Source organism: Dyadobacter diqingensis, from assembly GCF_024220585.1.
Classification (GTDB): Bacteria; Bacteroidota; Bacteroidia; order Cytophagales; family Spirosomataceae; genus Dyadobacter; species Dyadobacter diqingensis.
In genome coordinates, this window is sequence record NZ_JAMXKF010000001.1 from 1,136,762 (window position 1) to 1,160,894 (window position 24,133).

The 24,133-nt window shown below is 43.3% G+C and carries 22 protein-coding genes; 9 read left to right on the forward strand and 13 right to left on the reverse strand.

Translation table 11 applies throughout. The annotated features are described in order from the left end of the window. The first annotated feature begins 4 nt into the window (after positions 1-4). Complete coding sequence (locus M1L62_RS04600; protein ID WP_254411828.1) at positions 5-976, forward strand: aldo/keto reductase; 972 nt, start codon at positions 5-7, stop codon at positions 974-976. A 358-nt stretch (positions 977-1,334) separates the two neighbouring features. Continuing rightward, complete coding sequence (locus tag M1L62_RS04605; RefSeq protein ID WP_254411829.1) at positions 1,335-1,646, forward strand: isoamylase early set domain-containing protein; 312 nt, start codon at positions 1,335-1,337, stop codon at positions 1,644-1,646. Positions 1,647-1,718: 72 nt separating this feature from the next. Here the strand turns inward: M1L62_RS04605 and M1L62_RS04610 are convergent, their stop codons facing one another. The 3 genes from M1L62_RS04610 to M1L62_RS04620 form a co-directional block, all read right to left on the reverse strand. After that, positions 1,719-2,645: a hydroxypyruvate isomerase family protein gene (locus M1L62_RS04610; RefSeq protein ID WP_254411830.1), complete on the reverse strand. Its 927-nt coding sequence runs from the start codon at positions 2,643-2,645 to the stop codon at positions 1,719-1,721. 509 nt (positions 2,646-3,154) lie between these two features. Beyond that, entirely contained in the window at positions 3,155-5,854 is a 2,700-nt protein-coding gene (locus M1L62_RS04615; RefSeq protein ID WP_254411831.1) for a PVC-type heme-binding CxxCH protein, read from the reverse strand. Between the two features lie 174 nt (positions 5,855-6,028). Beyond that, positions 6,029-9,109, reverse strand: coding sequence for a PVC-type heme-binding CxxCH protein (locus tag M1L62_RS04620; protein WP_254411832.1), 3,081 nt, complete (start codon positions 9,107-9,109; stop codon positions 6,029-6,031). Positions 9,110-9,233: 124 nt separating this feature from the next. Between M1L62_RS04620 and M1L62_RS04625 the strand changes: the two genes are divergently transcribed. Continuing rightward, on the forward strand, positions 9,234-9,824 hold the full coding sequence (locus tag M1L62_RS04625) for a hypothetical protein (RefSeq protein WP_254411833.1): 591 nt from the start codon (positions 9,234-9,236) through the stop codon (positions 9,822-9,824). Positions 9,825-9,840: 16 nt separating this feature from the next. Here the strand turns inward: M1L62_RS04625 and M1L62_RS04630 are convergent, their stop codons facing one another. Next, a complete protein-coding gene (locus M1L62_RS04630) occupies positions 9,841-10,128 on the reverse strand; it encodes a putative quinol monooxygenase (RefSeq protein WP_254411834.1) in 288 nt (95 codons plus the stop codon). 470 nt (positions 10,129-10,598) lie between these two features. Here M1L62_RS04630 and M1L62_RS04635 point away from each other — a divergent pair, with 470 nt between their 5' ends. Beyond that, positions 10,599-11,465: an alpha/beta hydrolase gene (locus M1L62_RS04635; RefSeq protein ID WP_254411835.1), complete on the forward strand. Its 867-nt coding sequence runs from the start codon at positions 10,599-10,601 to the stop codon at positions 11,463-11,465. Positions 11,466-11,511: 46 nt separating this feature from the next. Here the strand turns inward: M1L62_RS04635 and M1L62_RS04640 are convergent, their stop codons facing one another. Continuing rightward, positions 11,512-11,919, reverse strand: a complete 408-nt coding sequence (locus M1L62_RS04640) for a T9SS type A sorting domain-containing protein (RefSeq protein WP_254411836.1) — start codon at positions 11,917-11,919, stop codon at positions 11,512-11,514. 241 nt (positions 11,920-12,160) lie between these two features. Here M1L62_RS04640 and M1L62_RS04645 point away from each other — a divergent pair, with 241 nt between their 5' ends. Together M1L62_RS04645 and M1L62_RS29690 are read left to right on the forward strand one after the other, a co-directional pair. Further along, a complete protein-coding gene (locus M1L62_RS04645; protein ID WP_254411837.1) occupies positions 12,161-12,382 on the forward strand; it encodes a hypothetical protein in 222 nt (73 codons plus the stop codon). Then, positions 12,382-12,684 carry a type II toxin-antitoxin system RelE/ParE family toxin gene (locus M1L62_RS29690; RefSeq protein WP_374760288.1) on the forward strand — a complete coding sequence of 101 codons (303 nt, stop codon included), beginning with the start codon at positions 12,382-12,384 and terminating at the stop codon, positions 12,682-12,684. The genes M1L62_RS04645 and M1L62_RS29690 overlap by 1 nt, the downstream gene beginning before the upstream one ends. A 12-nt stretch (positions 12,685-12,696) precedes the next feature. On the opposite strand, the gene moaA is transcribed toward M1L62_RS29690, so the two are convergent. The 5 genes from moaA to M1L62_RS04670 all read right to left on the reverse strand — a co-directional run bounded on the left by moaA (position 12,697) and on the right by M1L62_RS04670 (position 16,824). Then, positions 12,697-13,689: a GTP 3',8-cyclase MoaA gene (gene moaA, locus M1L62_RS04650; RefSeq protein ID WP_254411838.1), complete on the reverse strand. Its 993-nt coding sequence runs from the start codon at positions 13,687-13,689 to the stop codon at positions 12,697-12,699. 17 nt (positions 13,690-13,706) lie between these two features. Continuing rightward, positions 13,707-14,615 (reverse strand): bifunctional molybdenum cofactor biosynthesis protein MoaC/MoaB, encoded by a 909-nt coding sequence (gene moaCB / locus M1L62_RS04655; protein WP_254411839.1) that lies wholly within the window; start codon positions 14,613-14,615, stop codon positions 13,707-13,709. 60 nt (positions 14,616-14,675) lie between these two features. Continuing rightward, positions 14,676-15,125, reverse strand: coding sequence for a molybdenum cofactor biosynthesis protein MoaE (locus M1L62_RS04660; RefSeq protein ID WP_254411840.1), 450 nt, complete (start codon positions 15,123-15,125; stop codon positions 14,676-14,678). 254 nt (positions 15,126-15,379) lie between these two features. Next, positions 15,380-15,625, reverse strand: coding sequence for a MoaD/ThiS family protein (locus M1L62_RS04665; RefSeq protein ID WP_254411841.1), 246 nt, complete (start codon positions 15,623-15,625; stop codon positions 15,380-15,382). Between the two features lie 8 nt (positions 15,626-15,633). Next, on the reverse strand, positions 15,634-16,824 hold the full coding sequence (locus tag M1L62_RS04670; RefSeq protein ID WP_254411842.1) for a molybdopterin molybdotransferase MoeA: 1,191 nt from the start codon (positions 16,822-16,824) through the stop codon (positions 15,634-15,636). A gap of 471 nt (positions 16,825-17,295) precedes the next feature. On the opposite strand from M1L62_RS04670, the gene M1L62_RS04675 reads away from it, so the two are divergent. After that, positions 17,296-18,081, forward strand: a complete 786-nt coding sequence (locus tag M1L62_RS04675; RefSeq protein ID WP_254411843.1) for a lytic transglycosylase domain-containing protein — start codon at positions 17,296-17,298, stop codon at positions 18,079-18,081. A gap of 135 nt (positions 18,082-18,216) precedes the next feature. After that, a complete protein-coding gene (locus M1L62_RS04680) occupies positions 18,217-18,663 on the forward strand; it encodes a peptidylprolyl isomerase (protein WP_254411844.1) in 447 nt (148 codons plus the stop codon). 75 nt (positions 18,664-18,738) lie between these two features. Here the strand turns inward: M1L62_RS04680 and M1L62_RS04685 are convergent, their stop codons facing one another. From M1L62_RS04685 to purH, 3 genes are all read right to left on the reverse strand, one after another. Further along, positions 18,739-20,358, reverse strand: coding sequence for a sodium/sugar symporter (locus M1L62_RS04685; RefSeq protein ID WP_254411845.1), 1,620 nt, complete (start codon positions 20,356-20,358; stop codon positions 18,739-18,741). A 168-nt stretch (positions 20,359-20,526) separates the two neighbouring features. Further along, a complete protein-coding gene (locus tag M1L62_RS04690) occupies positions 20,527-21,411 on the reverse strand; it encodes a hypothetical protein (protein WP_254411846.1) in 885 nt (294 codons plus the stop codon). Between the two features lie 67 nt (positions 21,412-21,478). Then, the gene (gene purH / locus M1L62_RS04695; protein ID WP_254411847.1) at positions 21,479-23,011 is read right to left on the reverse strand and encodes a bifunctional phosphoribosylaminoimidazolecarboxamide formyltransferase/IMP cyclohydrolase; all 1,533 of its coding nucleotides are present in this window, start codon (positions 23,009-23,011) and stop codon (positions 21,479-21,481) included. A gap of 304 nt (positions 23,012-23,315) precedes the next feature. Between purH and M1L62_RS04700 the strand changes: the two genes are divergently transcribed. Then, the gene (locus M1L62_RS04700) at positions 23,316-24,104 is read left to right on the forward strand and encodes an SDR family oxidoreductase (protein ID WP_254411848.1); all 789 of its coding nucleotides are present in this window, start codon (positions 23,316-23,318) and stop codon (positions 24,102-24,104) included. The last annotated feature ends 29 nt before the right edge of the window (positions 24,105-24,133 follow it).

Here is a 24,133-nt window from a genome sequence, read left to right on the forward strand (position 1 = left end):
CAAGATGCAATACCGCCGTTTTGGACGTAGTGACTGGCAGATCAGCGAGATAGGTTATGGCATGTGGGGACTTGCCGGATGGACAGGCTCAGACCGCAAGGAAATTGAAGACTCTCTTGACCTGGCCGTTGAATCGGGATGTAATTTTTTTGACACAGCCTGGGGTTATGCCGAAGGGTTGAGCGAGCAGATACTGGGAGACTTAATCCGCAGAAATCCCGACAAAAAGTTATATGCAGCCACAAAAATTCCACCAAAAAACCGTCAATGGCCTTCCAAGCCTGACTTTCTTTTAAAAGACGTTTTCCCTGCCGATTATATCATTGAGTATGCGGAAAAGAGCTTGAAGAACTTAGGTGTTGAGACGATTGATCTGCTTCAATTCCACGTTTGGGAAGATGCCTGGGCGCATGAGGATGAATGGAAAGAAGCCATACAGAAACTGACCAAAGACGGCAAAGTAGAGCGCTGGGGAATCAGTATTAACCGCTGGGAGCCTAACAATGCGTTAAAAACATTGGAAATAGGTTTGATCGATGCGGTACAGGTTATTTACAACATTTTCGACCAGGCACCGGAAGATCAGTTGTTCCCGCTTTGTAACAAACTGGATATTGGTGTCATTGCCCGTGTGCCTCTGGACGAGGGAACATTATCAGGAAACCTGACCAAAGAAACGACTTTCCCGGCAGATGACTGGCGTTCGACTTATTTTGTTACTGAAAACCTGAATACAAGCGTGGATCACGCCGAGGCATTGCGCCCGGTTGTCCCGGCTGATATGACGATGCCTGAACTGGCACTACGATTTATTCTGGAAAACCCGGATGTCCATACCACCATTCCGGGTATGCGTAAACTTGCGCACGTACGTTCCAACATCGCTACCAGCGATGGCGTGAGGTTAAACAAAGCGCTGACCGAAGAACTGAAAAAACATCGTTGGGACCGGGAGCCTACCGAATGGTCGCAATAGTATTTTCTTAGCTGCCATCCAGTCTATTTTAGTCCCTTATAACGCTGCCTGTTATAAGGGATTTTTTATTGCCCAAAATCCGTGATAAAAGAAATTCTCCCGAAAATATCCGGAAGAATTATTCGGTCGCCTTCCAACCCTTTTTGTACTTTTCTCATCTTTGTAAAAGACAAACATTTCCTTTGCTTTTTTGTGCAAATTTTCTTAAAATGCTTTTAAAAATTACGTCAGGCATGTTTTTGGCAATAAATACATATAACTATTCGAAGAATTTAAAAATTTATTCTATTGATATTCATTTATTTGTATAATTTTTGATTGTATATTTGTCGCACCAACTAAAAAAACACTACAAAGTATGGCGATTACAAAACAGTATTTAAAAAGCAAGCCGGTTGTGAAAGTTACGTTCACATTGCCAGCTGAGGCCGTTGAAAAAACTGAGAAAGTTTCACTTATCGGCGAATTTAATGGATGGAATCCAGAAGAAGCAATCGCGTTGAAAAAACAGAAAGACGGCTCATTCAAAGGTAGTCTTGACCTTGCTCCTGGTAAAGAATACCAGTTCCGCTATCTTTTGGATAACGAAAAATGGGAAAACGACTGGGAAGCTGATAAGTATGTACCAGCTGGTGTAGACGCTGAAGAGAATTCAGTTGTTGTATTGTAATTGGCTGTAACAGCTACCAAACAAAGAAGTCAACTTTTGAAAAGTTGACTTCTTTTGCTTTAAAACGAAATCTTAAATAGTAAAGTTGTCACTATCAACGTAAGCTTTGATCAGGGCAGCCTCACCTTCTTTGCCTTGCTGGGAATTACCGTGTTCCATACCCATGATGAAGCTTTTCCCTTCTTTCTTGCTACGGTCGTAGATATACTTGAAAATATTTTTGTAGTTAATTTCACCTGTTGTGGGCTCTTTTCTGCCAGGCTCATCCCCTATCTGGAAATAATCGATTTCACTCCATGTCATATTGATGTTGTGAAGCAGACGTCCTTCATTTTTCTGCATGTGATAAATATCATACAGGATTTTGCAGGATTTGCTGTTCACACCGCGACAAATCTCATACGTCTGATCGGACGTACGCAGAAATAGATTAGGAGAATCACTCAAAGGTTCCAAAACCATCACCAGTCCGTGCGGTTCCAATATCTCAGCTCCTCTGCGCAAAGCATCGATTACGTGACCTGTCTGTACGCCGATGGGCAAATTACGTTCGAAGTCACCCGGAACCACCGTCATCCATTTAGCATTCACACGCTTCGCCGTCTCTACTGCTCGCTTACAGCCATTCAAGAAAATATCGATATGTTCTTTCTTTCCTGCGGCTAGGGTATTAGCTCCGTTTCCACCTTTATCTACCACGAAAACCCCCATTTCCATACCCAAACGAGACATTTCCTTCCCTATTTTTTCCTGCTCCTCTACCGAACGTCCCATCATACCATTATCTTCCAAAGCCATAAAGCCCTGATCCGCCATAAATTTCAGCTGGTCGATCACGTCTTTACCGGCGCTGTTCTGGAACATTCCGAAGTGGGAAGCGTATTTAAGTTTGAATTTATTCTTTGCCATGGGTGAAGTGGAAGAAGCAAAAGCCTCTCCTGCCGCGATAGCAGCGCCAGCCAACCCAAGTGATGATTTAACAAAGTTTCTGCGGAGCATGATTTAATTTTTGTGTTATGGTTTTAGAAGGTAAAGAAAAAGCCGGCACGTTTATACCGATTAAAATTTCAATTATAAGGTTTTTGAAGGGGTTTCACGCAAAGAAGATAAGGAATCGCAAAGGCCACGAAATAGAAATCTTACCGATCTTTGCCCTTCACTTCTGTTGCTTTGCGTGAAAAAAGGTGAATCCTAATCTGAATTTCACGCAAAGAAGATAAGGAATCGCAAAGGCCGTGAAGTAGAAATCTTACCGTTCTTCGCCCTTCACTTCTTTTGCTTTGCGTGAAAAAAAGTTAATCCTAATCTGAATTTCACGCAAAGAAGACAAGGAATCGTAAAGCCCGCGAAGTAGAAATCTTACCGTTCTTTGCCCTTCACTTCTATTGCTTTGCGTGAAAAACGTTAGTCGTTATCTGAATTTCACGCAAAAGAGGATAAGAAAAAAGGCAAAGAACGCTGAGTTTAACTCTTTACGTTCCTTGCCTTTTCTATGATTCGAAAAACCGTTAATCTTTCTTCCGTCGTCTTCTCTCCTTTTTACTTTTTTCTTTGGGCTGAACCTCTTCCACAACCGTGACAACCTCAACCGGCTTCGGAAAGTATGGTGCGAGCTCAGCCTTTACATTTTCTCTGAAAGCATTTTTTACACCTTGTAATGCCGCTTCTTTGATATCGCCGTCAATCTGGTTTTGTTTCAATAATTTCACAACAGCATCCTCGCCTGGCCAGCTTCCACCCAGATAACGGGCAGCATCGGCTCTCACAGACTCTTTCTGACCTACATCAAGGATCACCGACCGCAAAATATACACAGACTCAGAGCTTCCGGCGGTTTGTAAGGAAGCAAGCAAAGCCGATTTTTTTGCATCACTTAGGGTAGCGAGTTTATCCGTGATAAAAGAAACGCCGGCAATATCCAGCAGCAACGCACCCGCATCACGACCAAGTACCCCGTCGGATTTATTGATCGCCATTTGGAACAACCGGTTATTCTCAGATTCCGGTGCATAACGGGTTACCAGTTCGATATAATCGTCCGTTCCGTATGTTTCGTCAAGCAGTTTGTTTAAGGCAGTCAGCCCTTGTTGCGAGTTGGTTACAAATGATTTATCCAAATGCAGCAGCGCGAGCTTGCTTACTTCAATCCTGTCGGAAGATTTCACATTCATCACGTGCATAAGTGCCTGCGATTTTTCATAACCCGCGTGAAAAAAGTCAAAAGCACGGAAGTAACGTAACCTGCTTTTAAATGTGACGGAGGTATCTGCCGCCAGATCGGTTAGATAAGGAATTGCCTGTCTGGTCCGCGCCAGCCAAATAATATCCTTTCCCGCATTTGTTGCACCCGGATTCTTTCCGGCCTTGGCAAGCCAGGCCGGGAAAATACGCTCCCACTGTCCGATCGCCCCAATACTTAGAGCCTCAACGGACCATCTGTCATTGCCCGGATATTGCTGTGCGAGCTGCAACCACACGTCAAGTGCTTCATAGGTATGGTTATGATTGATGGCTAACGCACATTCGCGTCGCACCTGCGGATTAGGATCCGAAGTCAACCGTTTGATGTATTCCGTCGGGTCACTGTTCCGCTGACGGACTGCCCGTAACGTTGTGATTCGTAAATTCGGGTTTAACTCTCTGAAACCGATGTCAAGATTTCTGTGGTTGAATCCTTCAATTTTATTCAAAACCCAAAGAGCCCGGGCCCTTAATTTAGGATTTCCGTTGTATAACCTGAATAATTTTTCCAGCTCCGGTTCTGCCGCCCAGCCCAGTTTAACACAGGCATTCCAGGCAAGATAACGTTGCGACAAGTTCGGACTTTGAAGCGCCTGCACGGCTTCAACCGGATTGGTCAGGTCATAAACCGGAATTTTATAAGGTGTTGCAGGCGGAGCGATACGGAAAATCCTTCCTCTGCTTTTGTCTTTCATTTTATGCGAACCCGCAACAGGATCATACCAGTCCGATACAATCAGCGAGCCGTCGGGTGCAACGCAAACATCCGTAGGGCGGAACCACTTATCTCTCGTTCCTTCAACAACAGGATTAATACCAACCGATTTAAAACCAGCTCCATCCGGCTGTACCGGATAGGAAGTGACTGCATTTTGCCCGGCATCGGCCAGAATCACCTGATCCCAGAATTTACGCGGCAATAATTCTCCTTCATAAACGACCATCCCCATCGGCAGTCCCGAACCGGTTTCCAGTAAATTGGGCACAACACCCGGATCATTCTGATGCCAGTGACGGCGCGGAATTTCATCTTCGAGATTGGTGTGATTGATACGCCAGCTTGCTCCGCTCATTTCATCAATATAACCGAAGTTTCCGTTTTCCATGACATAACTCACACGATCTGCTCCATTTCCCGGCTCCTCCTGATCTGATTGCCACATCGTTCCATAACTATCGACGGCTAACTCAAAGCCATTATGAAAGTTTTCGGCCAGAATTTCCACATTGCGAAATTCCTGATCTACTCTAAAAACAACACCCTGTCGGTATTGACGGAAATTGATCGGTCTTTCGTATTTATCCAGCAATGGCCGGTCCTGCCCGTCTACCAGCTGTTTTCCTGCATTTCCGTAGTTAAAATAAAACTTTCCATCAGGCCCGAAGACAAAAGCGTGAACGCCCGCATCCTGCTGTGTTCCGCCGATTCCTTTGAAAAGCACCTCCTTTTTATCTGCTTTGTCATCCCCGTCGGTATCTGTGAAAAGCCACACGTACGGACTTTGCGAGACAATCGCTTTATTGCCCATCACCCAGATCCCAAGCGGAGAATTTAATTCGGGCCCCTGATAAAAAACCTTGGTAACATCCGCTTTCCCGTCTCCGGTGGTATCTTCCAGAATAACAATTCTATCACCAACATTAAGCTCCGATTTGCCGTTTACCGCCGGACGATAATTGTAGGATTCGCAAACCCAGACGCGACCGCGATGATCCACATCAATGTTAATCGGATTTGTGATCAGTGGTTCGGCGGCAAAAAGCGTCGTTTCCAGGCCATCGGCTGTTTTTAAACCGGCCACGGCATTCCTGGAAAATCTTTTTTCAGATTCTGAGAGTGAGGCATACAAACTGTCAGGATGTATTACAATCAGGGAATCAACCACTTGACACGTACCACTTACGACAAAAAAGCAAAGATTTGTGGCAACCAGAAATGCGGACTTAATGTAATTTAATTGTTTCAAAACTTAATTCAGTGGAGCAAATAACTATTGGACAACCTCAAAATTACCAGTTCTTTTTCAGATTAGCGAAACAAAATCAGAGTTTTAAGTAACCGATGTAAATAAAAAAACAGCCAGTCAAAACAAAAGTGTTTTAACTGGCTGCAATCGGAACATTGACCGAAAATTAAAAAATTATTTTTTCTTCAGACTGCTCATATATTCAACAAGATTTACCAGTTCGTCGGTGCTCATCGCATCCTGAAGACCAGCCGGCATCATCGAGTCTGTCATCTGTTTTATAGATTTCACCTGCGACATTTTATACTCCTGCGTCACACCGCCAGGCAGTTTCATGATCAGATCCGTTTCCGTTTTACTGGAAATAATTCCCGAAACCGAAGAACCGTCTTTTAGCGTCACCTCAAAACCTTCATAACCAAAACCGATACCGGCACTTGGTTCGAATATCGCAGCGTAAAGAGCTTCTTTCGGCAGCTTACTTCCTATTTCTGAAAGTTTAGGACCAAAATCAATCCCCTGTCCGTTGACCTGGTGACAAACGGTGCAATACATCCCAAAAATTTCTTTCCCTTTTGCCACATTGCCATTCATGCCCACCAGTGTTTTCAAATCAGGGTGTTTTTTGGCAACAGTCCCGGAGCCTTCAAGATACTTGGCCGCCTCTGTTTTCACTGACTTGCGCCAGGCACCGCTTAATCCCTGAACCGCCGCTGTTTTCAACTCGCCATCGATTTTCCCTTCTTTCAGCAAAACCAGCACAAGATCTTCTCCGCTCATGGTACCGCCCAAAGAACGGGTTGCTTCCACACGCAAATCAGTAGGGTGTTTCGCATCCAGAGCAACCGTTTTCAAAATATCCAGTGATTGTTTACTACCTACCCCTTTGATGGAGGTCAGTGCAGCGCTCGCCTTTTGCGCATCTTTTCCTTTGATTGTCGCCCAAAGCAAGGGTGCACCGTTTTGCTTTAAAAGCTGCTGACCAGCACTGCGACTGATATTTGATGACGCTTTGCCAGTGGCCAGCTGCAACAAACGGGTGTTTTCAGAAGGAATCTCATAACGCGAAACCAGTTCTATGTAGGTTGAAGTACCATAGGTTGCATCCAGCAATTTTTTCAAAGCGGCCATAGCCTCCGGTGATTGTTTCACAAAAGCAGGATCGAGGTGACGAAGGGCCAGCTCATTGATTTCATTTTGATTTTGCGCTTTTCCTTTCATGATTTTCAACAACGCAGTCGATTTCTCTTTCGCCCCCGGATTGAAGTCAAAAGCACGGAAATATCTCAAACGACTTTTCAGATCTACGCCCGGATCACTTGCCAGAGAAGCCAGCAGATTGACCGACTCCTTGCTTCTTGAACGCCAGACGATATCTTTTCCTGCATCCGTAGCAATCGGATTGGCACCGGCTTTGGCAACCCAGGCTTTAAAGAATGAATCCCACTGGCCTTCCGCACCAATACCCAAGGCTTCAAGATACCAGCGATCTTTGCCATCGTATTGCTGTGCAAGCTGCGCCCATAACTCCGGCGCATCCGCAGAAACCGTTCCGTGAAGCGCCAAAGCACATTCGCGGCGAACCTGCGCATCCGAATCATTGACCAGTAATTTCAGATATTTTGTCAAATCAGCATTTCTCTTTTCACGAACCACACGCAGCGCCGTAATACGAATATCGGCATTGGAATCGCGGAAAGCAGATTCCAATTCTTCGGTACCCACTTTATCAAGCGTTGCGATAGCCCATAATGCGCGGGCACGCATCCGGGGATTTTCCTTGTTTGCAAAAAGTGTTTTAAGCTCAGGAAGTGCTTTATTACCCATTTTCACGAGCGCATCCCATGCCAGATAACGCACCGAAAGGTTGGGGTTTTGCAGTGCCTGAACAGCGCCGGCTGCTGTTGTATAATCTGCTTTGGTAATCCGATAAGGCGTATTTTCAGGTGCCAGACGGTACAGACGGCCTTTGGCCTGATCACCTGCCTGGTGCCCGCCAACGCCCGGATCATACCAGTCTGCCACGATCAGCGAACCATCCGGCGCCACACAAACATCAGATGGACGGAACCACTGGTCACGTTTCCCTTCCAATATATTAACAATCTTAGCAGAATAGCCCGCGCCCGCCTTTTGAACAGGGTAAGAGCGCACCACATTTGGTCCGGCATCGCAATGTATCATCTGATCCCAAAACACTTTTGGCAATAAGCGTCCTTCGTACACAATTAACCCCGTAGGAGAACCTGCCCCGGTTTGTAAAAGATTTGGAACTACGCCCGGATCATTCAAATGCCAATGACGGAAAGGAATAGAATCCTCAATATTCGTGCGGTTTGCACGCCAGCCAGCTCCCGTGATTTCGTCGGTATAACCGTAATTTCCATAGGGCATAACATAATTGATACGGACACCTTTGTTGCCATCGTCATCATTATCCGACTGCCACATCGTTCCATAACTATCGACGGCTACTTCGTAGTTATTCCTGAAATTGCTACCCAACACTTCAACATTTTTGAAATCCGGGTCACAGCGGAATACCATTCCCTGTTTATATTTTTTAAAGTCAATGGCTTTACCATCAAGACCTGTAACAGGATTTCCCTTACCATCCAGTAAATGCCCGCCTTCGTTACCAAAGTTAAAATAAAGCTTGCCATCAGGCCCGAACACAAAAGCATGCATGCCGTGATCGTGCTGCGTGCCACCAACGCCTTCAAAAATAACTTCCTTTTTATCCGCTTTGCCGTCTCCGTCCGCGTCCGTAAACAACCATACATAAGGACTTTGGGAAACAATTACTTTATTGCCCATTACCCAGATGCCAAGCGGCGAATTCAGTTCTTCACCCTGATAAAAAACGGTGGTTTTATCTGACTTGCCATCCGCATTGGTATCTTCCAGAATCAATATCCGGTCGCCTTCCTTATGGGTTGGATTGCCGTTAATGGCCGGTCGATAGTTATACGCTTCACAAACCCAAACACGGCCAAGGTGGTCTACATCAATATTGGTCGGATTGGTCAATGTCGGCTCCGAAGCAAAAAGTGTAGCTTCCAGCCCATTCGCCACATTTAAACCTGCTACGGCATATTTGGGAGAACGTTTTTGCTCAGTGCTCAGATTCTCATACAAGCTATCCAGCCCCGGGCTTTTTACCGTACTTGGATTGGTACGCATGTAAGAAGCCGCCAGAACGCCCAACGCAAGCATACCGGATGCTGATAGAGTAAGCGGTTTTTTGAAATTCATCGGTGTTTAATTAATCAGTTGCTTTGCTTAGTGAACAATCGTTTCAAAAGAGAATTATAGGATTCTTTTAGTAAAGATTGCTAAATTTAGATTATAAGAAACTAGCCACATATCATTTACTACCATGAACAGGATTTTTTTTCACGCGGCCGCTCTCTGCGTCGCTTTTCAGGCACAGGCGCAAACGGTAATTCCGGCTGCTGATATTCAGATAAAAACCGCCTCACTGGCTGCTCCGGTTGATAAACAGGCAGGTGCAAAAGTGTATGGATATGCCGCAGACGGAACATTTAAAGTACTCCGGGCCGGTACAAATGATTTTGTTTGCATAGCCGATGACCCGAAAAAAGAGGCCATAAACGTTTCCTGTTACCACGCAGATCTTGAACCTTTTATGGAAAGAGGCCGGGTATTGACCAAAGAAGGAAAAAGTCAAAAAGATATCTTTGATATCAGAGAAAAAGAGGTGAAATCCGGACAATTAAAAATGCCTAAGCAACCGGCTACGTTGTATTCGTTTTCGGGATCGGCAGAGAATTACGACAGTCAAACGGGCGAAGTCAAAGATGGTTATTTACGCTACGTGGTTTACATTCCTTATGCAACCGCCGAGAGTACTGGCCTGCCACTGAAACCAGACGTTCCGGGTATGCCCTGGATTATGGACCCGGGCACACACAGGGCACATATTATGATCAATCCCGCAAAAAAATGACGGGTAGATAAGTTTATTACGCTATTTTTTCCACAGAAAAAGCCAAAGGCTTATCCGCGAATAACGCCTTTGTCTTTTTCCAAATCAGTCCGAAAAATTCGGTGCGGCGGTACGTATTCAGATATTCCTCCGTTTCCCAATGGCTGTGTGTGATCAAAATATTGGGGTTATCGACATCCCGCCAAAGTTCGAGATGCAGACAACCCGGCATTTGTTTAATATCATGCTGGCACTTTTCAAAAATACTTTGAAACTCACTAATCTTTTCCGGCAAAAAGGTCATTCTTACAATTCGTATGATCACGATAAAGCACTTTATATTTGCGACTTAGTAAAATCCAAAAAATAAATCGGCGACATTTGTTAACAAATTCTGCATGCGTTACAGCCATTTATTGGAATATGTCAAACGAGCCTGAAAATTAATTTTCATGGAGAGCTGATTCTGAAAGACTTAATTTAGACCCACCTACTCATTACCATAAAATAATAACTTAATTTTCTTCGCTCCTTTGCCTCCCTCCGTCTTTACAGAATAAAAAATATTTATATTATACCAAAACATATTTGCTCATCCGATTTTAATAACGAGCTGATACCATAAGCCTGTGTGCGCTTATAAAAATTAAAAATTCAGTATAAGTAAACAGGTTTAAACAATTCGAGGGTAAAGATCAACATTGCTCGTCTTTTTGAGAGAAAGATCCTTTATCTATGAAAAAAACAAATTCGATTATAATGTCTGCCGGCCTTACGCTATTATCCTTACAATCTATGGCACAAAATGAAGTCATATCGCTGTGGCCAGACGGAAAAGTTCCAAATAACAAAACGAATACCGTAGAAGAAAAATCAGTTACCGCTGCGGATGGTATTTTAAGGATCAGCGGCGTGACCGTGCCTACAATTGCCGCATATATCGCCCCTAAGGAAAAAGCGACAGGCGCGGCCGTCATGATTTGTCCGGGAGGAGGGTATGGTATACTGGCCGCCTCACATGAGGGAAGTGACCTGGCCAAGTGGTTTAACGAGCGCGGAATTTCAGCTTTTGTTTTAAAATACCGGCTTCCGGATGTGAAAGCTATGGAACATCAGCACGAAGCGCCACTGCTCGACGCGATGCAAGCCATGAAGCTGATTCGTCAGGGGGCAAAAAAATGGAATATCAATGCGGATAAAATAGGTGTGATGGGATTTTCAGCGGGAGGCCATTTGGCTGCAACGCTTTCTACGCACTATAACATGGGCGCCAAGGCTTCCGAAGAATCCAAGCCTAACTTTTCAATATTGATGTATCCGGTGATCTCGTTGTTGCCTGAACTGGCACATGGCGGGTCAAGAGACAATTTACTAGGTCCTGATAAATCAGAAGAACTGATTAAGTATTATTCCAACGAATTGCAGGTGAGTGCAAAAACGCCTCCTGCTTTTTTGGTGCACGCTATGGATGACGGTGGTGTACCCGTAGAAAACAGTATTGCCTATTATCTGGCCTTAAAGAAATTCAAAATCCCGGCGGAAATGCATCTTTATCCGAAGGGAGGCCATGGGTATGGTATGCGTACCGAAGGAAAAGGGTCGTTGGCAAACTGGCCCGCCGCCCTGGAAGGTTGGCTAAAAGCCAACACATGGATGAAATAATATTTTTTGTTACGGATCCTTTTGTCGGATCCGTAACAAAAAATAGCTAGTTTAAAGCGATCAGACGACGACCCGCTATTTCTGCGATCTCGGTGGTTGATAAGCTGATATTTTTAACAATACGTTCGTCTCCGTTCGTAATTTCAATTTTATATTCTCCGTCATTGATTTCTGAGAAATCAAATTTTTGCCCGACTTTCCGAAGGCCTTTACCGATATATTCCTGATGTAACACTTTACCTCTGGCATCGATCAGTTTCACATTTACGGCGACTCCTTTGTCCTTTTCCAGCAGCAGATTCATAACAAGTGTGTTTTTCACACGGTACATCCCGACTCTGAACGACTCATAGTACTTTTCCGTCGCCGAATTTTGTAATGGTTCTGCCGAAACAAAACTGCTCAGCAACAAGCCGCAGAACGCAGCGATGAAGGTTTTCTGGAAATTTTTCATGACTCTGAAGGTTATATTATTGGCTAATAATTTTCACCAATGATGCCTCCGACTGACGTCATGTTGCACGGGTTTTATGAGCGGTAAAAAATGTGGGTTGAGTGGTGTACCCATCTCAAAATAACTATCAACTAGTCCTGATTCATTTCATTTTCAACGATCAATACATGTTATTTCTTCATCGGTTTCGTTATCTTTGATATGAGTAGCCGTACTCCTATACCATTCGAAACCATTTGCCATGGCACTAATATATCATATCAGGGTAAAAAAAGAGTACGCAACTTCTGTAATTGAGGATTTGCAGAAAATGGAAGCCATCGAGATCTTAACCGACGATAACGAAACTGAAATATCTCAGTGGCAAATGGATTTGGTTAACCAACGAATAAAAAAGTATAAAGACAATTCAGCGTTACTAATTGAAGAGGACCCTGCCTTCAAAATACTGGATGCTGAATAATGTCTACCCCGTACCAATTGCGGTTTACCCCTGAATCCTTGCAGGATATAACCGATGCTGCTGAATATTACGAATATCACAGCAAAGGATTAGGATTAAAATTCAAGTCTGAGGTTAAGAGGAAGCTTATTCTGGTTAAGAGGTCACCTCTTTTGTATGCATTGAGATATAACAATGTACGAGTAGCTCTGACAGAAATCTTTCCTTATTCCATACACTTCTCGGTTTATGAAAATATCCAAACGGTTCAGATACACGCTGTCTTGAGTCAATTTAGGAAACCTGTCGAATTTGAGCCTTAGCCTTCAAAAATTTTACCCACCAATAGCAATCATCCTCCGGTTTTGCTCATAATCCTCTCTCGCATTTTTCTCCGAAAAGTCGATATGTCCGCCGTGCGCGAAATGTTTTTTCTGAAAATGTGTGTAGATCAATGACCGGACATCTTCGCCACGTCTCAGTGGCGTAAGCAGATCGATCTCTGTTGTATCAAAAAGGCAGTTTTTAAGCTTTCCATCCGCAGTCAAACGGATACGGTTGCAGCCTGCACAAAAAGGATGGGTAACCGTGCCAATAATCCCAAACGTACCCTTTCCTCCGCTTACCTTAAAATTATGTGCGGTATCCTGCAATTCACCTTCAATTTGCTCAAAGTCAAATTGCGTACTAATATCAGTCAGCAGATCATTGTAGGAAACGATTTTCGACATATCCCACTTATTTCCGTTAAACGGCATAAATTCGATGAAACGCACATGCAGGTTAGGCTCATCCAGTGTCAGTCGCACAAAATCGTTGACCTCATTGTCGTTGACGCCCCGCATGACCACCATGTTAATTTTCACTACAAACCCTTCCGAAATCAGCAAGCGGATACTTTCCAATGTTTTCCCAAAATGATCTCTCTTGGTAATGCTTTTAAATGATTGCTCATTCAGCGTATCCAGACTGACATTTAAGGAACGGACACCGGCAGTCTTCAAATCACCAATAAATTGGTCAACAAAAACTGCGTTGGTCGTCAACGTAAGTGCGGTTGGCAAAGTACCCAGGTCACGGATAATTTGTCCTGCGTCTTTTCGGATCAACGGTTCGCCGCCTGTCAAGCGTATTTTCTCCACCCCCATATCGACAAAAATCCCGGCGAGCGTCTGGATTTCATCTGCCTGCATCAGCCATTTAGAGGGCATAAACTGCATATCTTCCTGGGGCATACAATAGGTACAACGAAGATTGCACTTATCGGTCAGAGAAATTCTCAGATAAGTGTGCTTACGACCGAATGTATCCAGAATGGGCTGAGACATTTTATTTATCAATAGTATTAATCGTGTTTCTTGCCCTCTATAACACTGAAAACGTGTAAGACGTGCGGAAATAATGCGTCAATATATTCGGTAACACCACCTGTGCTACCCGGCATCGTCAAAACCAGCGTATTACCGATCAGTCCGGAAACCGATCTGGATAACATGGATGTACCAATGCGTTCCTGGCCGTATTGTCTCGCGGTTTCACCTATGCCCGGAATCTCGCGATCAATAAGTTCACTGACAGCCTCAGGGGTAACATCTCTTGGCGACAATCCGGTTCCACCGGTGATTACAATCAGCTGATAGGATAAATTACAAAGGCTCTGGATTTTCTCTTGAATAATGGATTTGTTATCCGGAATGATACTATAATCACTAACGCTTATCGCCAGCCCATCAAATTTCTCAATAATTTTCTTCCCCGACTTATCCTCCCCGATACCTTTTGAAATGCTGTCGGAGCATACGATAACGGCCGTTTTGAGGTTTTCCGGAATGGCCTTCCTGTCACTCTTACCACCTCGCTTTTCCAGCAGTTTTATATTCCTGATCTCCACACCCTTGTCAATCGGCTTTAACATATCGTACAATGTAAGCGCCACCACAGATGCTCCGTGCATCGCCTCCACTTCAACACCGGTTTTATAAATGGTCTTAACCGTCAGCTCAATAACGATATTCAGATCTTCGATCTGATAAGCGACAGCTGTATACTCAATTGGAATAGGATGACAATCAGGTAATAAATCAGGTGTTTTCTTTACCGCCAGCAACCCGGCGGCCTTTGCCATTTCGAAAACATCTCCCTTGGGCACCAGCTTGTTTTGAATAGCGTGAATGGTTTCAGGCTTACTCACCACAACGGTGGCCTGGGCAGTAGCAATTCGTAACGTATTGGTTTTATGCGTAATATCAACCATCAGAAAGAAGACAATGAAAAATAAAAATTAAGGCTGAAAAGATCTATAAACTTGCAGAACTCACTTGTTCTCTTTCCAGATATACTCTCCGACCGGCCCTACCATTTCTTTGCCAAAAATAGGCACCTTTGTTTTTATTTCATCAACAATATATTCAGAAGCCTCAAAAGCAGCACGGCGATGCGCCGAAGAAACGAAAACAAAAAGACTAATCTCACCCGTTGGCACCAATCCTAGGCTATGATAAATATGCATACAGGTAAGATCAAACTTTGAAAAAGCATCCTCCCTTATCGCATGGAACGCCTGCTCAGCCATTTCCTCATAAGCCGAATATTCAATGCCGGTCACAAAACCTTCCTCTTTTTCATCGGCACGGATCTGTCCCAGAAAAATCGCATGTGCGCCAATATTTACCTTCGACTGATGCCGGGCAATAGAATCGGCAACAAACTGCGGACTGATCGGCCCCTGCACAAATACTTTTTTAGGTTTATGAATTTTCTCCATGATCACTTTTGAACTGAACCAATATCAACGGCCCAAATTTAGATTATATATCGGTTTAACCAATTAAGCAATGTTCTACCACCTTAGACACCTGAGATAACCTAAGATTGTCAGATGGTACGTTACTTTGCTTTCAAAACACAGGGTAGTTCAGGATTACCACACAAAACTATTTACAACCTAATAGCCTGATTAATCCTAAAACTTCCAAACAGAAACTAAGATAACCTTATATGTCTCAGGTGGTAGCAAAATCATCCGCCGGCAAAAGGTGGTAATAAAGCGACTTCGGATTGGAATGAAATTTTCGTCCCGTCGTCACCTATTTGCTGATTTACTGCTACTTTGAATTTCTTCTCACGTATTAAAGGGTATTTATCCCCAATTTCCTGCTTCAAATCCCCTACCGTTAAACCATCTTTGACCAGCCAGGTTTCGTTGGCAAGGCCCGTAATTTCGGCCAGCATTCCAAAATATAAAATATTGATCGTTATTTCCATCGGTATTTTTAAAACGGCAGCAAATGAACTTCAACCAAATCCCCTGCCTGTACGACTTGTTGTGCCACGGGCAAATAAATCAATGCGTTGGCCACTGCAAAAGAACGCAGCGCAAATGACTCTTGCCCTTCAAGCGATGTTACTTTTCCATCTGAAACATATGCCCTTAGAAATTCATCCCTTTCGCCGTTGAAAGAATAACTGTGAGAAATAGGCAATTTGAATGATTGTAAAAAACACTCTTTTCGTCCGGACATCAGCCTCAAAGCTGGCAATACATATTCATAATAACACACAAGTGACGATGCAGGGTTTCCTGGCAAAGCGTAAAAATTCGTTTTTTCATTTTTGGCAAAAAGTAAAGGCTTACCCGGTTTTTGCCTGATTTTATAAAATACAGTCTCAGCCCCTATTGCTTCCAAAGCCTTTCCAACATAATCATAGTCACCCACAGAAACGCCGCCTGTCGCCATAACCACATCATTTCTTTCAGATAGTTTTTCCAAACCGCTGATCGTTGATGATAAATCGTCTGCGGCGTAATGTACTTCAACGTCAAAAATACCTTCCTGCTTTAACGCCGCCACAAGCATGGCAGAATTGGATTCATAAACCTGACCATGTTCCAGTTCTTCTCCCGTTTTCACCAATTCATCGCCGGTTACGAGGATGCCTATCTTTGGTTTACTATATACCTCGACTTCTCCGATGTTCAACCCCGTTAAGAAGCCAACGGTGCCACCTGAAATATACGTTCCGGCAGGCAGGGCAATATCTCCTTCCCTTATCTGCTGGCCGATATTCCTGAGATTTTTATTTTCTGCGACAGGATATTCTTTGATTGTTACAACTCCGTTTTCGACTGACGTGTTTTCCTGCATAATGACTGCCGTTGCTCCTTCAGGAACAGGCGCTCCGGTGAAAATACGTATGGCAGTTCCGGGTTTCAAAACAAGTTTTTCAGCTTTTCCTGCTTTCGATTCACCCTCGACAGGGAGTGTTACATTTTCCTTGTTAATATCGCCATGAAAAACAGCGTAACCGTCCATCGACGATTGCCTGAAAGACGGCAACGAAAACCCTGCCAGCACGTCCTGCGACAACACATAACCTGTCGCCTCCGACACGGCACGATTTTCAGAAATCAATACTGAGGTGTTACTGACTATTCTCTTTTTTGCTTCTTCAACTGTGACCATTTTCGAATTATACTGTCTGACTATGCAAGTTACTATTTATAAGCCGAACGAAACACATCTTTTTACATGGAAATATACTGTCAGATAATCAGACTTTTAACCGGTTTTCAACTAACGATTTAAGGAAATTTAACAAAAAAAGCACCGGAATAACAAGGCGATGAAAACCAGTAAATAAAATTTGAAAAATTTTTCACTACAAAAATTACAATTTAAACTTTCAAAAATTCACTTTGTATCCAAAAGTGATTTCCAATGATTATTCTATAAAATAGCGTTCTGACGATTAGAAAGCAATTGTCACCGATAAAAACAACAAAATTTTAACATCTTAAATTAGTGCTAAAACAAAATCACACAATCACCTGCAAATCAACTTTTTACAGCAAAATGAAATTTTATTAATTCAATAGCGTTATCTTTGCTCCCCGGGAAACCGGATAAAATTATGTCGAACGAAATAAAACATGGATGATTAGACTAATCTTTATTGCCTTCTCAATTGCATCAATGGGTATTTTTTCACTTAGCAACTTGAAGGTAGAAAAGAAGGAATTGAAGACTGAACTAACAATCAATTCAGACCTTCTTGCCATTAATTTTTGTGGCGAAAAGGTGCCCCTAACGGAAATGCGCATTGCCGAGCGGTACCAGAAAATGATCAGGAATTACGACACCAATTCTTTCCGTAAACTGATGACGAGCGCAGAAAAAAGGATGAAAGTTATAGAGCCCATCCTTAAAAAGTACGGAGTCCCTTCCGACTTTAAATACATTCCAATAATTGAAAGTGCCATGAACAACGATGCCACTTCTCACAGAGGGGCAGGCGGATACTGGCAATTGATGCCCGCAACGGCCAAATCACTTGGCTTAACCGTAAACGGAACGGTTGACGATCGTAAACATCTGGTTAAATCCACCCATGCAGCAGGTAAGTATCTGAAAGAACTTCACCGCCAGCTTGGTTCCTGGACACTTGTAGCAGCTGCCTACAACGCGGGACCACAGCACATCCAGAACCGAATGAACTCACAAAATAAAGACGACTATTTTAAGCTTCGGTTAAACGCAGAAACTACTAAATACATTTATAAAATACTTGCAGTAAAAGAATGGTTTTCCAATCCTGAAAGAAGCCGCGAATGGGGCAGCGGGGACGTATTGGAAAAAATGGTGCAGATCCGGGAAGAGAAAAAACTTTCTGAATTAAAAGACGATTCCAAACAATTGGCAAGAGCCGCAACTGATTCTTAATTTCTTTGGTTATATTATTGTTACGATGCAAAGAAACGGCTGCAATATGCTTTTCTTTGCATTTGTTATGATACCTATGCTGTATCAGCAGCCGATAAATTCTTTATTTTTTTATTCAAATACCCGTTTATTAACATGATAAAGGCAGAAATGATCACCGACAAAGGTACTATGCTGATCGAGCTTTATGACCAGGATACGCCGATTGCAGTGACAAACTTTGTAGAGCTTTCTAAAAAAGGATTTTATGACGGACTTACATTCCACCGTGTAATTCCTGATTTTATGATTCAGGGCGGATGTCCTGAAGGAACAGGACGCGGAGGTCCGGGATACAAAATTAAATGTGAAGTTACTGCTGGAAAACAATACCACGACCGTGGTGTTTTGTCAATGGCACACGCAGGACGCGACACAGGCGGATCTCAGTTCTTCATTTGCCACAGCCGCAATAACACAGCTCACCTTGACGGAAACCACACTTGTTTTGGTAAAGTGCTTGAAGGTGTTGATACGGTTGATTTGATTCGTCAGGGAGACAAAATCCAGAAGATCACAATTATTGAAGAGGAAGTAGCCTAAGCAATTAGTATTTCCTTATAAACAGAGACGGCCTGGAAATTCCAGGCCGTCTCTGTTTATATTCTATTTCAATTTCTACCAGAACGTATTGTAAAGGACGGTGATAATCGAAAGCACGATGATCGCCCAGATTACAAAACTCCTGTGCGGCATAAACATGGAAACATCGATCTGTAATCCTTTTTTCTCGTCAGGAAGGACAAGGCCGAGGATAAACATCACCACAACGCAAATCAGGAATACCAATCCCATACGGTCAAGGAACGGAACCTGCGTCCAGTCAGCACCTGGCAGATAATTGTTGTGCATTGCCAAGGCAATCAAAAACCCTCCAACGATTGCAAATAAAGCACCTGCCGAGTTTGTCTTTTTCCAGAAGAAGCCCATGATAAAGGAAGCAAAAATTCCCGGAGACAATAACCCGGTCATTTCCTGAATAAACTGGAAACCTCCTTTTTTATCAATTCCCATGTAAGGAGAAACAACAATGGCAAGCACCATCGCAATAACAACAACCAGGCGACCGATCAAAACAAGTTTTTTCTCGTCTGCGTCTTTACCGATATAATTTTTGAAAATATCCAGCGTAAAAATTGTAGAAATACTGTTAGCCTTTCCAGCAAGCGAGGCTACTACCGCCGCTGTCAAAGCTGCAAACGATAACCCTTTAAGACCCGTAGGCAATAAGTTCAGCAATACCGGATACGCCTTATCAGGATTAATAAGTCCGTCTGAGCCTAACATTTCAGCTTGAAACAGACCTTTGCTATACAATGCATAAGCAGCGATACCAGGCAATACCACGATCACCGGCATCAACAATTTAAGACCTGCCGCAAACAAAATACCGTTACGGGCCGTTTTCAAATCCGCCCCCAAAGCACGTTGCGTAATGTATTGATTACATCCCCAATAGTTCAAATTCACAATCCACATACCACCCAGCAATACTGTCAAGCCGGGGAGCTGCATGTAAAACGGACTGCTTTTAGGGAAAATCATATGGAAGTGATCGTCATGATTTTCACGCATCATTTTCATACCGCTTAACAAACCGTCGATTCCTGTTTCACCCGAAACAAGGTTAACAGCCAGATAGGTTGTTGCCAAACCGCCAATAACAAGGAAAAAAACCTGGATAACGTCTGTATAACCAATTACCTTCATTCCTCCCACCGTAATAATGATGGCAAAAACAGCCAGAGCAATCATACAGAAGGTAAAATTAAGGCCGGAAATCCCGGATACCGCCAGCGCACCAAGGTATAAAATGGACGTAAGGTTAACGAGAATGTACAAAGCCAGCCAGAAAATAGCCATAATCAAGCTCACCGTCGGGTTATAACGCTGACTTAGAAATTGCGGCATGGTGTAAATTTTATTTTTGAGATAGATCGGCATGAAGAAAACCGCCACGATAATCAGCGTTGCGGCTGCCATCCATTCATAGGTCGAAATCCCTAAACCCATCGAAAAACCATTACCGGACATCCCGATAAACTGTTCTGCTGAAATATTTGAGGCGATCAGAGATGCACCAATTGCCCACCACGTAAGCGATCCCTCAGCAAGGAAAAAGTCTTTTGTAGATTCTGTGGTGGTTTTTTTTCGTTGGTAAATCCAGTAGCCGTAGCCCGAGACTACGATAAAGTAAAAGAAGAATACTATGTAATCCAGGGTTTGTAACTGTTGCATTTCAAATATTAAAAATTAGATGAATGGATAAGCGATTTCTATTCAAACCGAAAGGTACACTATTTTCAGAAAATAGTGCAAGTAGGAAAGCCTTGTAGGCCTCCATCTTGCCACCTTTATTTTTTTACCTGTGCTAAAACAGCTAAACAAGGAGATTATTGAAGAACTTTACTCATGAATTTTATTCAAATCCGCGACACGCAGTGGATTTGCAGGCAGTTTAATTTTACTTCTTTCGCGTGCTTCTTTTTCGATTTCCAAATAGCTTTCGTTAAAAGAATGGCCATTTTTCATTTCTGACAGCAATTTTAGAAGACCATTGTTGCCTACGTAAGCAAGCCAATAGGATACTTCCATCCCGGAAGTCATGTAGGCCAGCATAACCTGTTTCTGGTTTCCTGAGAAAAAACCTTTTACAGAAGAAATATTTTCGAGTTCAAGAATATTTTGCCCGCCGCCTGTCTGATAAAGCCACTCATCGGTATATTCCAGATAACGTCCGATGGAATCAGGATTACTTACAAAACGCTTATCCAGCATCAGCGCCGTACCTTCATTAAACCACTGCGGAATTTCTGTTGTGGTTTTCCACCAGCCCAAGCGTTTGAAAATTTCAACATGACTCATTTCATGGCTGATCACGTCGGCATTCAGACCCTGTGCATTCAGGATCACGAAAGATTGTCCCCAGGGTGTACCCAGACTGCAACCCGCACCTTCTGTGCTTTGGCAATACTTTTCGTATTCCTCGGAAGTACCACATAAAATTACCTTCGGACTCGCTTGTTTACCGGACCAGAATGAATCAACCCGCGCTTCGGCCTTTTTAATTACCCTGATCATATGCACACGCTGCCGTGCATCCAGATCAGGACTTGCATAAATATTGGTTTTAATTTTCTCAAAATTTGAGAAATCAATTACCTGACAGTAAAAAACCTGGGGATAGAGAAAAAAATAACCCGGAATAACGAAAACCAACCCGACCAGAAGAAATTTACCGATAGCGGCAATGCGGGATTTTGTCAATTGACTGGTTTTCAGATGAGGCACGCTGATACAATAATTTAACCACAGAGTTACGTCTTAACAACGTAATTCTGTGGTTAAAAATTTAAAATTAGTGTTTGAAATGACGAACACCAGTCGTTACCATTGAAACGCCATTGGCATTACAGAACGCAACGGAATCCTTGTCACGGATAGAACCGCCCGGCTGAACAACCGCTGTGATACCAGCCTGTGAAGCAATTTCCACGCAGTCAGGGAATGGGAAGAACGCATCAGAAGCCATCACCGCACCCTGCAAATCGAAGCCGAAGTGTTTCGCTTTTTCGATTGCCTGACGCAATGCATCAATACGTGAAGTTTGTCCTGTTCCGCTTGCGAAAAGCTGGTTTTCTTTGGCCAGAACAATCGTGTTGGATTTGGTATGTTTACAAACCTTCAAAGCAAATTCCAAAGCCTTCAATTCGTCAGCCGTTGGCGCTTTTTCAGTTACTGTAGTCATTTGTGCCGCTGTCTCAGTCGCAAGATCTTTATCCTGTACCAATACACCGTTCAATATCGTTTTGAACATAATTCCCGGAAGCTCCACGGATTTACGTTTCAACAAGTTTCTGTTTTTCTTCGATTTCAACAATTCCAGTGCACCTTCCTCGAAATCAGGAGCGATCAGAATTTCCATGAAAAGTTTATTCAATTCTTCTGCCGTGGCAAGATCTACTTTCACGTTGGTGATCACCACACCACCAAAAGCTGAATCCGGATCACAAGCCAGCGCATTCAGATAAGCTTCCTTAGCAGTTGCAGCCGTCGCAACGCCACATGCGTTGGTATGCTTAATGATTGCAAATGTAGGTTCACCGCCTTCAAATTCATCAATCAGACCGATACAGGCATCAACGTCCACCAGGTTATTGTATGACAAGTCTTTTCCGTGCAATTTATCGAACATCTGTTCAAGGTCACCGTGGAATGTTGCACTTTGGTGAGGGTTTTCACCATAACGAAGCGTTTGTGCAGGCAAACTGGCAAACTCAAAAAGCGCCTCGTCAGCGGAAGTTTTGCCAAGGAAATAATTGTTGATCGCACCATCGTAATGAGAAGAAACTCCAAAAGCCTCTCCTGCATACCAGCGACGATCTTCAAGATCAGTACTCGCGCCTTTTGCCGACAACAAAGTTACAACGCCTTCATACTGTGCACGCGATGAAACAATCAAAGTATCTTTGAAATTTTTCGCCGTAGCACGGATCAACGAAATGCCTCCGATATCGATTTTTTCAATGATATCTTCTTCACTGGCACCCGAAGCTACCGTTTCTTCAAATGGATATAAGTCTACAACAACCATGTCCAATGCCGGAATATTATACTGAGCCGCCTGAGCAACATCTCCTGCATCATCACGACGGTATAGAATCCCACCCATAATTGCGGGGTGCAACGTTTTTACACGGCCACCAAAAATGGATGGATAACCCGTAAGCTCCTCAGCTGCTGTAACCGGAATATCAAGGTTTTCAATAAAAGTTTGAGTCCCTCCGGTAGAATAGAGTTTCACACCATTTTCATGCAAAAGACGAACCAAAGGTTCAAGACCATCCTTGTAGTATACAGAGATTAGAGCAGATTGTATTTTTTTAGACATTGGTCAGAATTTGACGGTAAACATTACAGGATTACGAGATTTTCAGGATTTCAACAGCCATTTAGCCACATTTTTAGTCCCGTCCTCTCTTTATTTAAAAATAAACCGCAAAGATAGTTGAAGGTCAATGATTAATTGTTAATTGTCAATGATTAATTGTTAATGATGCAAACCAATGGTTAATTGCTTATGATTAAGGGTTAATAGCGCAATTCAACTGTTAATTGATAATGATGTCAGCGTCATCGTAACAATTAATCATTGACCCTTAACAATTAATAATTAACCCTTAACAATTACAATCATGAATCTTGATTTGACTGGAAAAACGGCGATCGTTTGTGGAAGTACGCAAGGTATAGGGCTTGCATCTGCCGTTGAACTGGCGCTGATGGGTGCCAATGTGACATTGATGGCGAGAAATGAGGCATCGCTCCGGCAGGCTGTTGAAACCTTGGATACCTCTTTGAATCAGCTTCACCGCTATATCGTGGCCGATTTCTCGGATAATGAAAATGTAAAACATGCCATCGAGGATTATCTAAGATTATGCCCGGATGTACACATTCTGGTAAATAATACCGGTGGACCAGCCGGCGGACCTATTGTTGAAGCCGAAACAGAGCAGTTTATCAAAACCTTTCAGATGCATGTAATCAATTACCAGATTCTTGCGCAGGCTGTGGTACCAAGTATGAAAAAAGCAGGTTTTGGTAGGATTGTTAATGTGATCAGTACCTCTGTAAAACAACCCATTGTCGGACTTGGCGTTTCCAATACGATTCGGGGGGCAGTGTCCAGCTGGTCGAAAACCATGTCGTTGGAGCTTGGACAGTTTGGGATTACATCTAATAACGTTTTACCCGGATTTACAAAAACGGCCCGACTTGACGCAGTACTCGGGATGCGCAGTCAGGCACAAGGAAAGTCAGTTGCCGAAGTATCTGACCAACTGGAAGCTACCATCCCGATCCGCCGTTTCAGCGAAGCAGAGGAAGTTGGTGCGGCAGTAGCATTTTTATGCAGCCCTGCTGCCGGAAGTATTAGCGGAGTTAATTTGCCAGTGGATGGCGGGAAAACGGAAAGTATGTAAAATAGACCTTATGAAAACAGGGTCGGATA

Bases quoted from the DNA above. Each gene is read 5' to 3' on its own strand.
- M1L62_RS04600 (WP_254411828.1), top strand. From the start codon at position 5: ATGCAATACCGCCGTTTTGGACGTAGTGACTGGCAGATCAGCGAGATA.
- M1L62_RS04605 (WP_254411829.1), top strand. From the start codon at position 1,335: ATGGCGATTACAAAACAGTATTTAAAAAGCAAGCCGGTTGTGAAAGTT.
- M1L62_RS04610 (WP_254411830.1), bottom strand. From the start codon at position 2,645: ATGCTCCGCAGAAACTTTGTTAAATCATCACTTGGGTTGGCTGGCGCT.
- M1L62_RS04620 (WP_254411832.1), bottom strand. From the start codon at position 9,109: ATGAATTTCAAAAAACCGCTTACTCTATCAGCATCCGGTATGCTTGCG.
- M1L62_RS04625 (WP_254411833.1), top strand. From the start codon at position 9,234: ATGAACAGGATTTTTTTTCACGCGGCCGCTCTCTGCGTCGCTTTTCAG.
- M1L62_RS04635 (WP_254411835.1), top strand. From the start codon at position 10,599: ATGGCACAAAATGAAGTCATATCGCTGTGGCCAGACGGAAAAGTTCCA.
- M1L62_RS04640 (WP_254411836.1), bottom strand. From the start codon at position 11,919: ATGAAAAATTTCCAGAAAACCTTCATCGCTGCGTTCTGCGGCTTGTTG.
- M1L62_RS04645 (WP_254411837.1), top strand. From the start codon at position 12,161: ATGGCACTAATATATCATATCAGGGTAAAAAAAGAGTACGCAACTTCT.
- M1L62_RS29690 (WP_374760288.1), top strand. From the start codon at position 12,382: ATGTCTACCCCGTACCAATTGCGGTTTACCCCTGAATCCTTGCAGGAT.
- moaA (WP_254411838.1), bottom strand. From the start codon at position 13,689: ATGTCTCAGCCCATTCTGGATACATTCGGTCGTAAGCACACTTATCTG.
- moaCB (WP_254411839.1), bottom strand. From the start codon at position 14,615: ATGGTTGATATTACGCATAAAACCAATACGTTACGAATTGCTACTGCC.
- M1L62_RS04660 (WP_254411840.1), bottom strand. From the start codon at position 15,125: ATGGAGAAAATTCATAAACCTAAAAAAGTATTTGTGCAGGGGCCGATC.
- M1L62_RS04665 (WP_254411841.1), bottom strand. From the start codon at position 15,625: ATGGAAATAACGATCAATATTTTATATTTTGGAATGCTGGCCGAAATT.
- M1L62_RS04670 (WP_254411842.1), bottom strand. From the start codon at position 16,824: ATGGTCACAGTTGAAGAAGCAAAAAAGAGAATAGTCAGTAACACCTCA.
- M1L62_RS04675 (WP_254411843.1), top strand. From the start codon at position 17,296: ATGATTAGACTAATCTTTATTGCCTTCTCAATTGCATCAATGGGTATT.
- M1L62_RS04680 (WP_254411844.1), top strand. From the start codon at position 18,217: ATGATAAAGGCAGAAATGATCACCGACAAAGGTACTATGCTGATCGAG.
- M1L62_RS04685 (WP_254411845.1), bottom strand. From the start codon at position 20,358: ATGCAACAGTTACAAACCCTGGATTACATAGTATTCTTCTTTTACTTT.
- purH (WP_254411847.1), bottom strand. From the start codon at position 23,011: ATGTCTAAAAAAATACAATCTGCTCTAATCTCTGTATACTACAAGGAT.
- M1L62_RS04700 (WP_254411848.1), top strand. From the start codon at position 23,316: ATGAATCTTGATTTGACTGGAAAAACGGCGATCGTTTGTGGAAGTACG.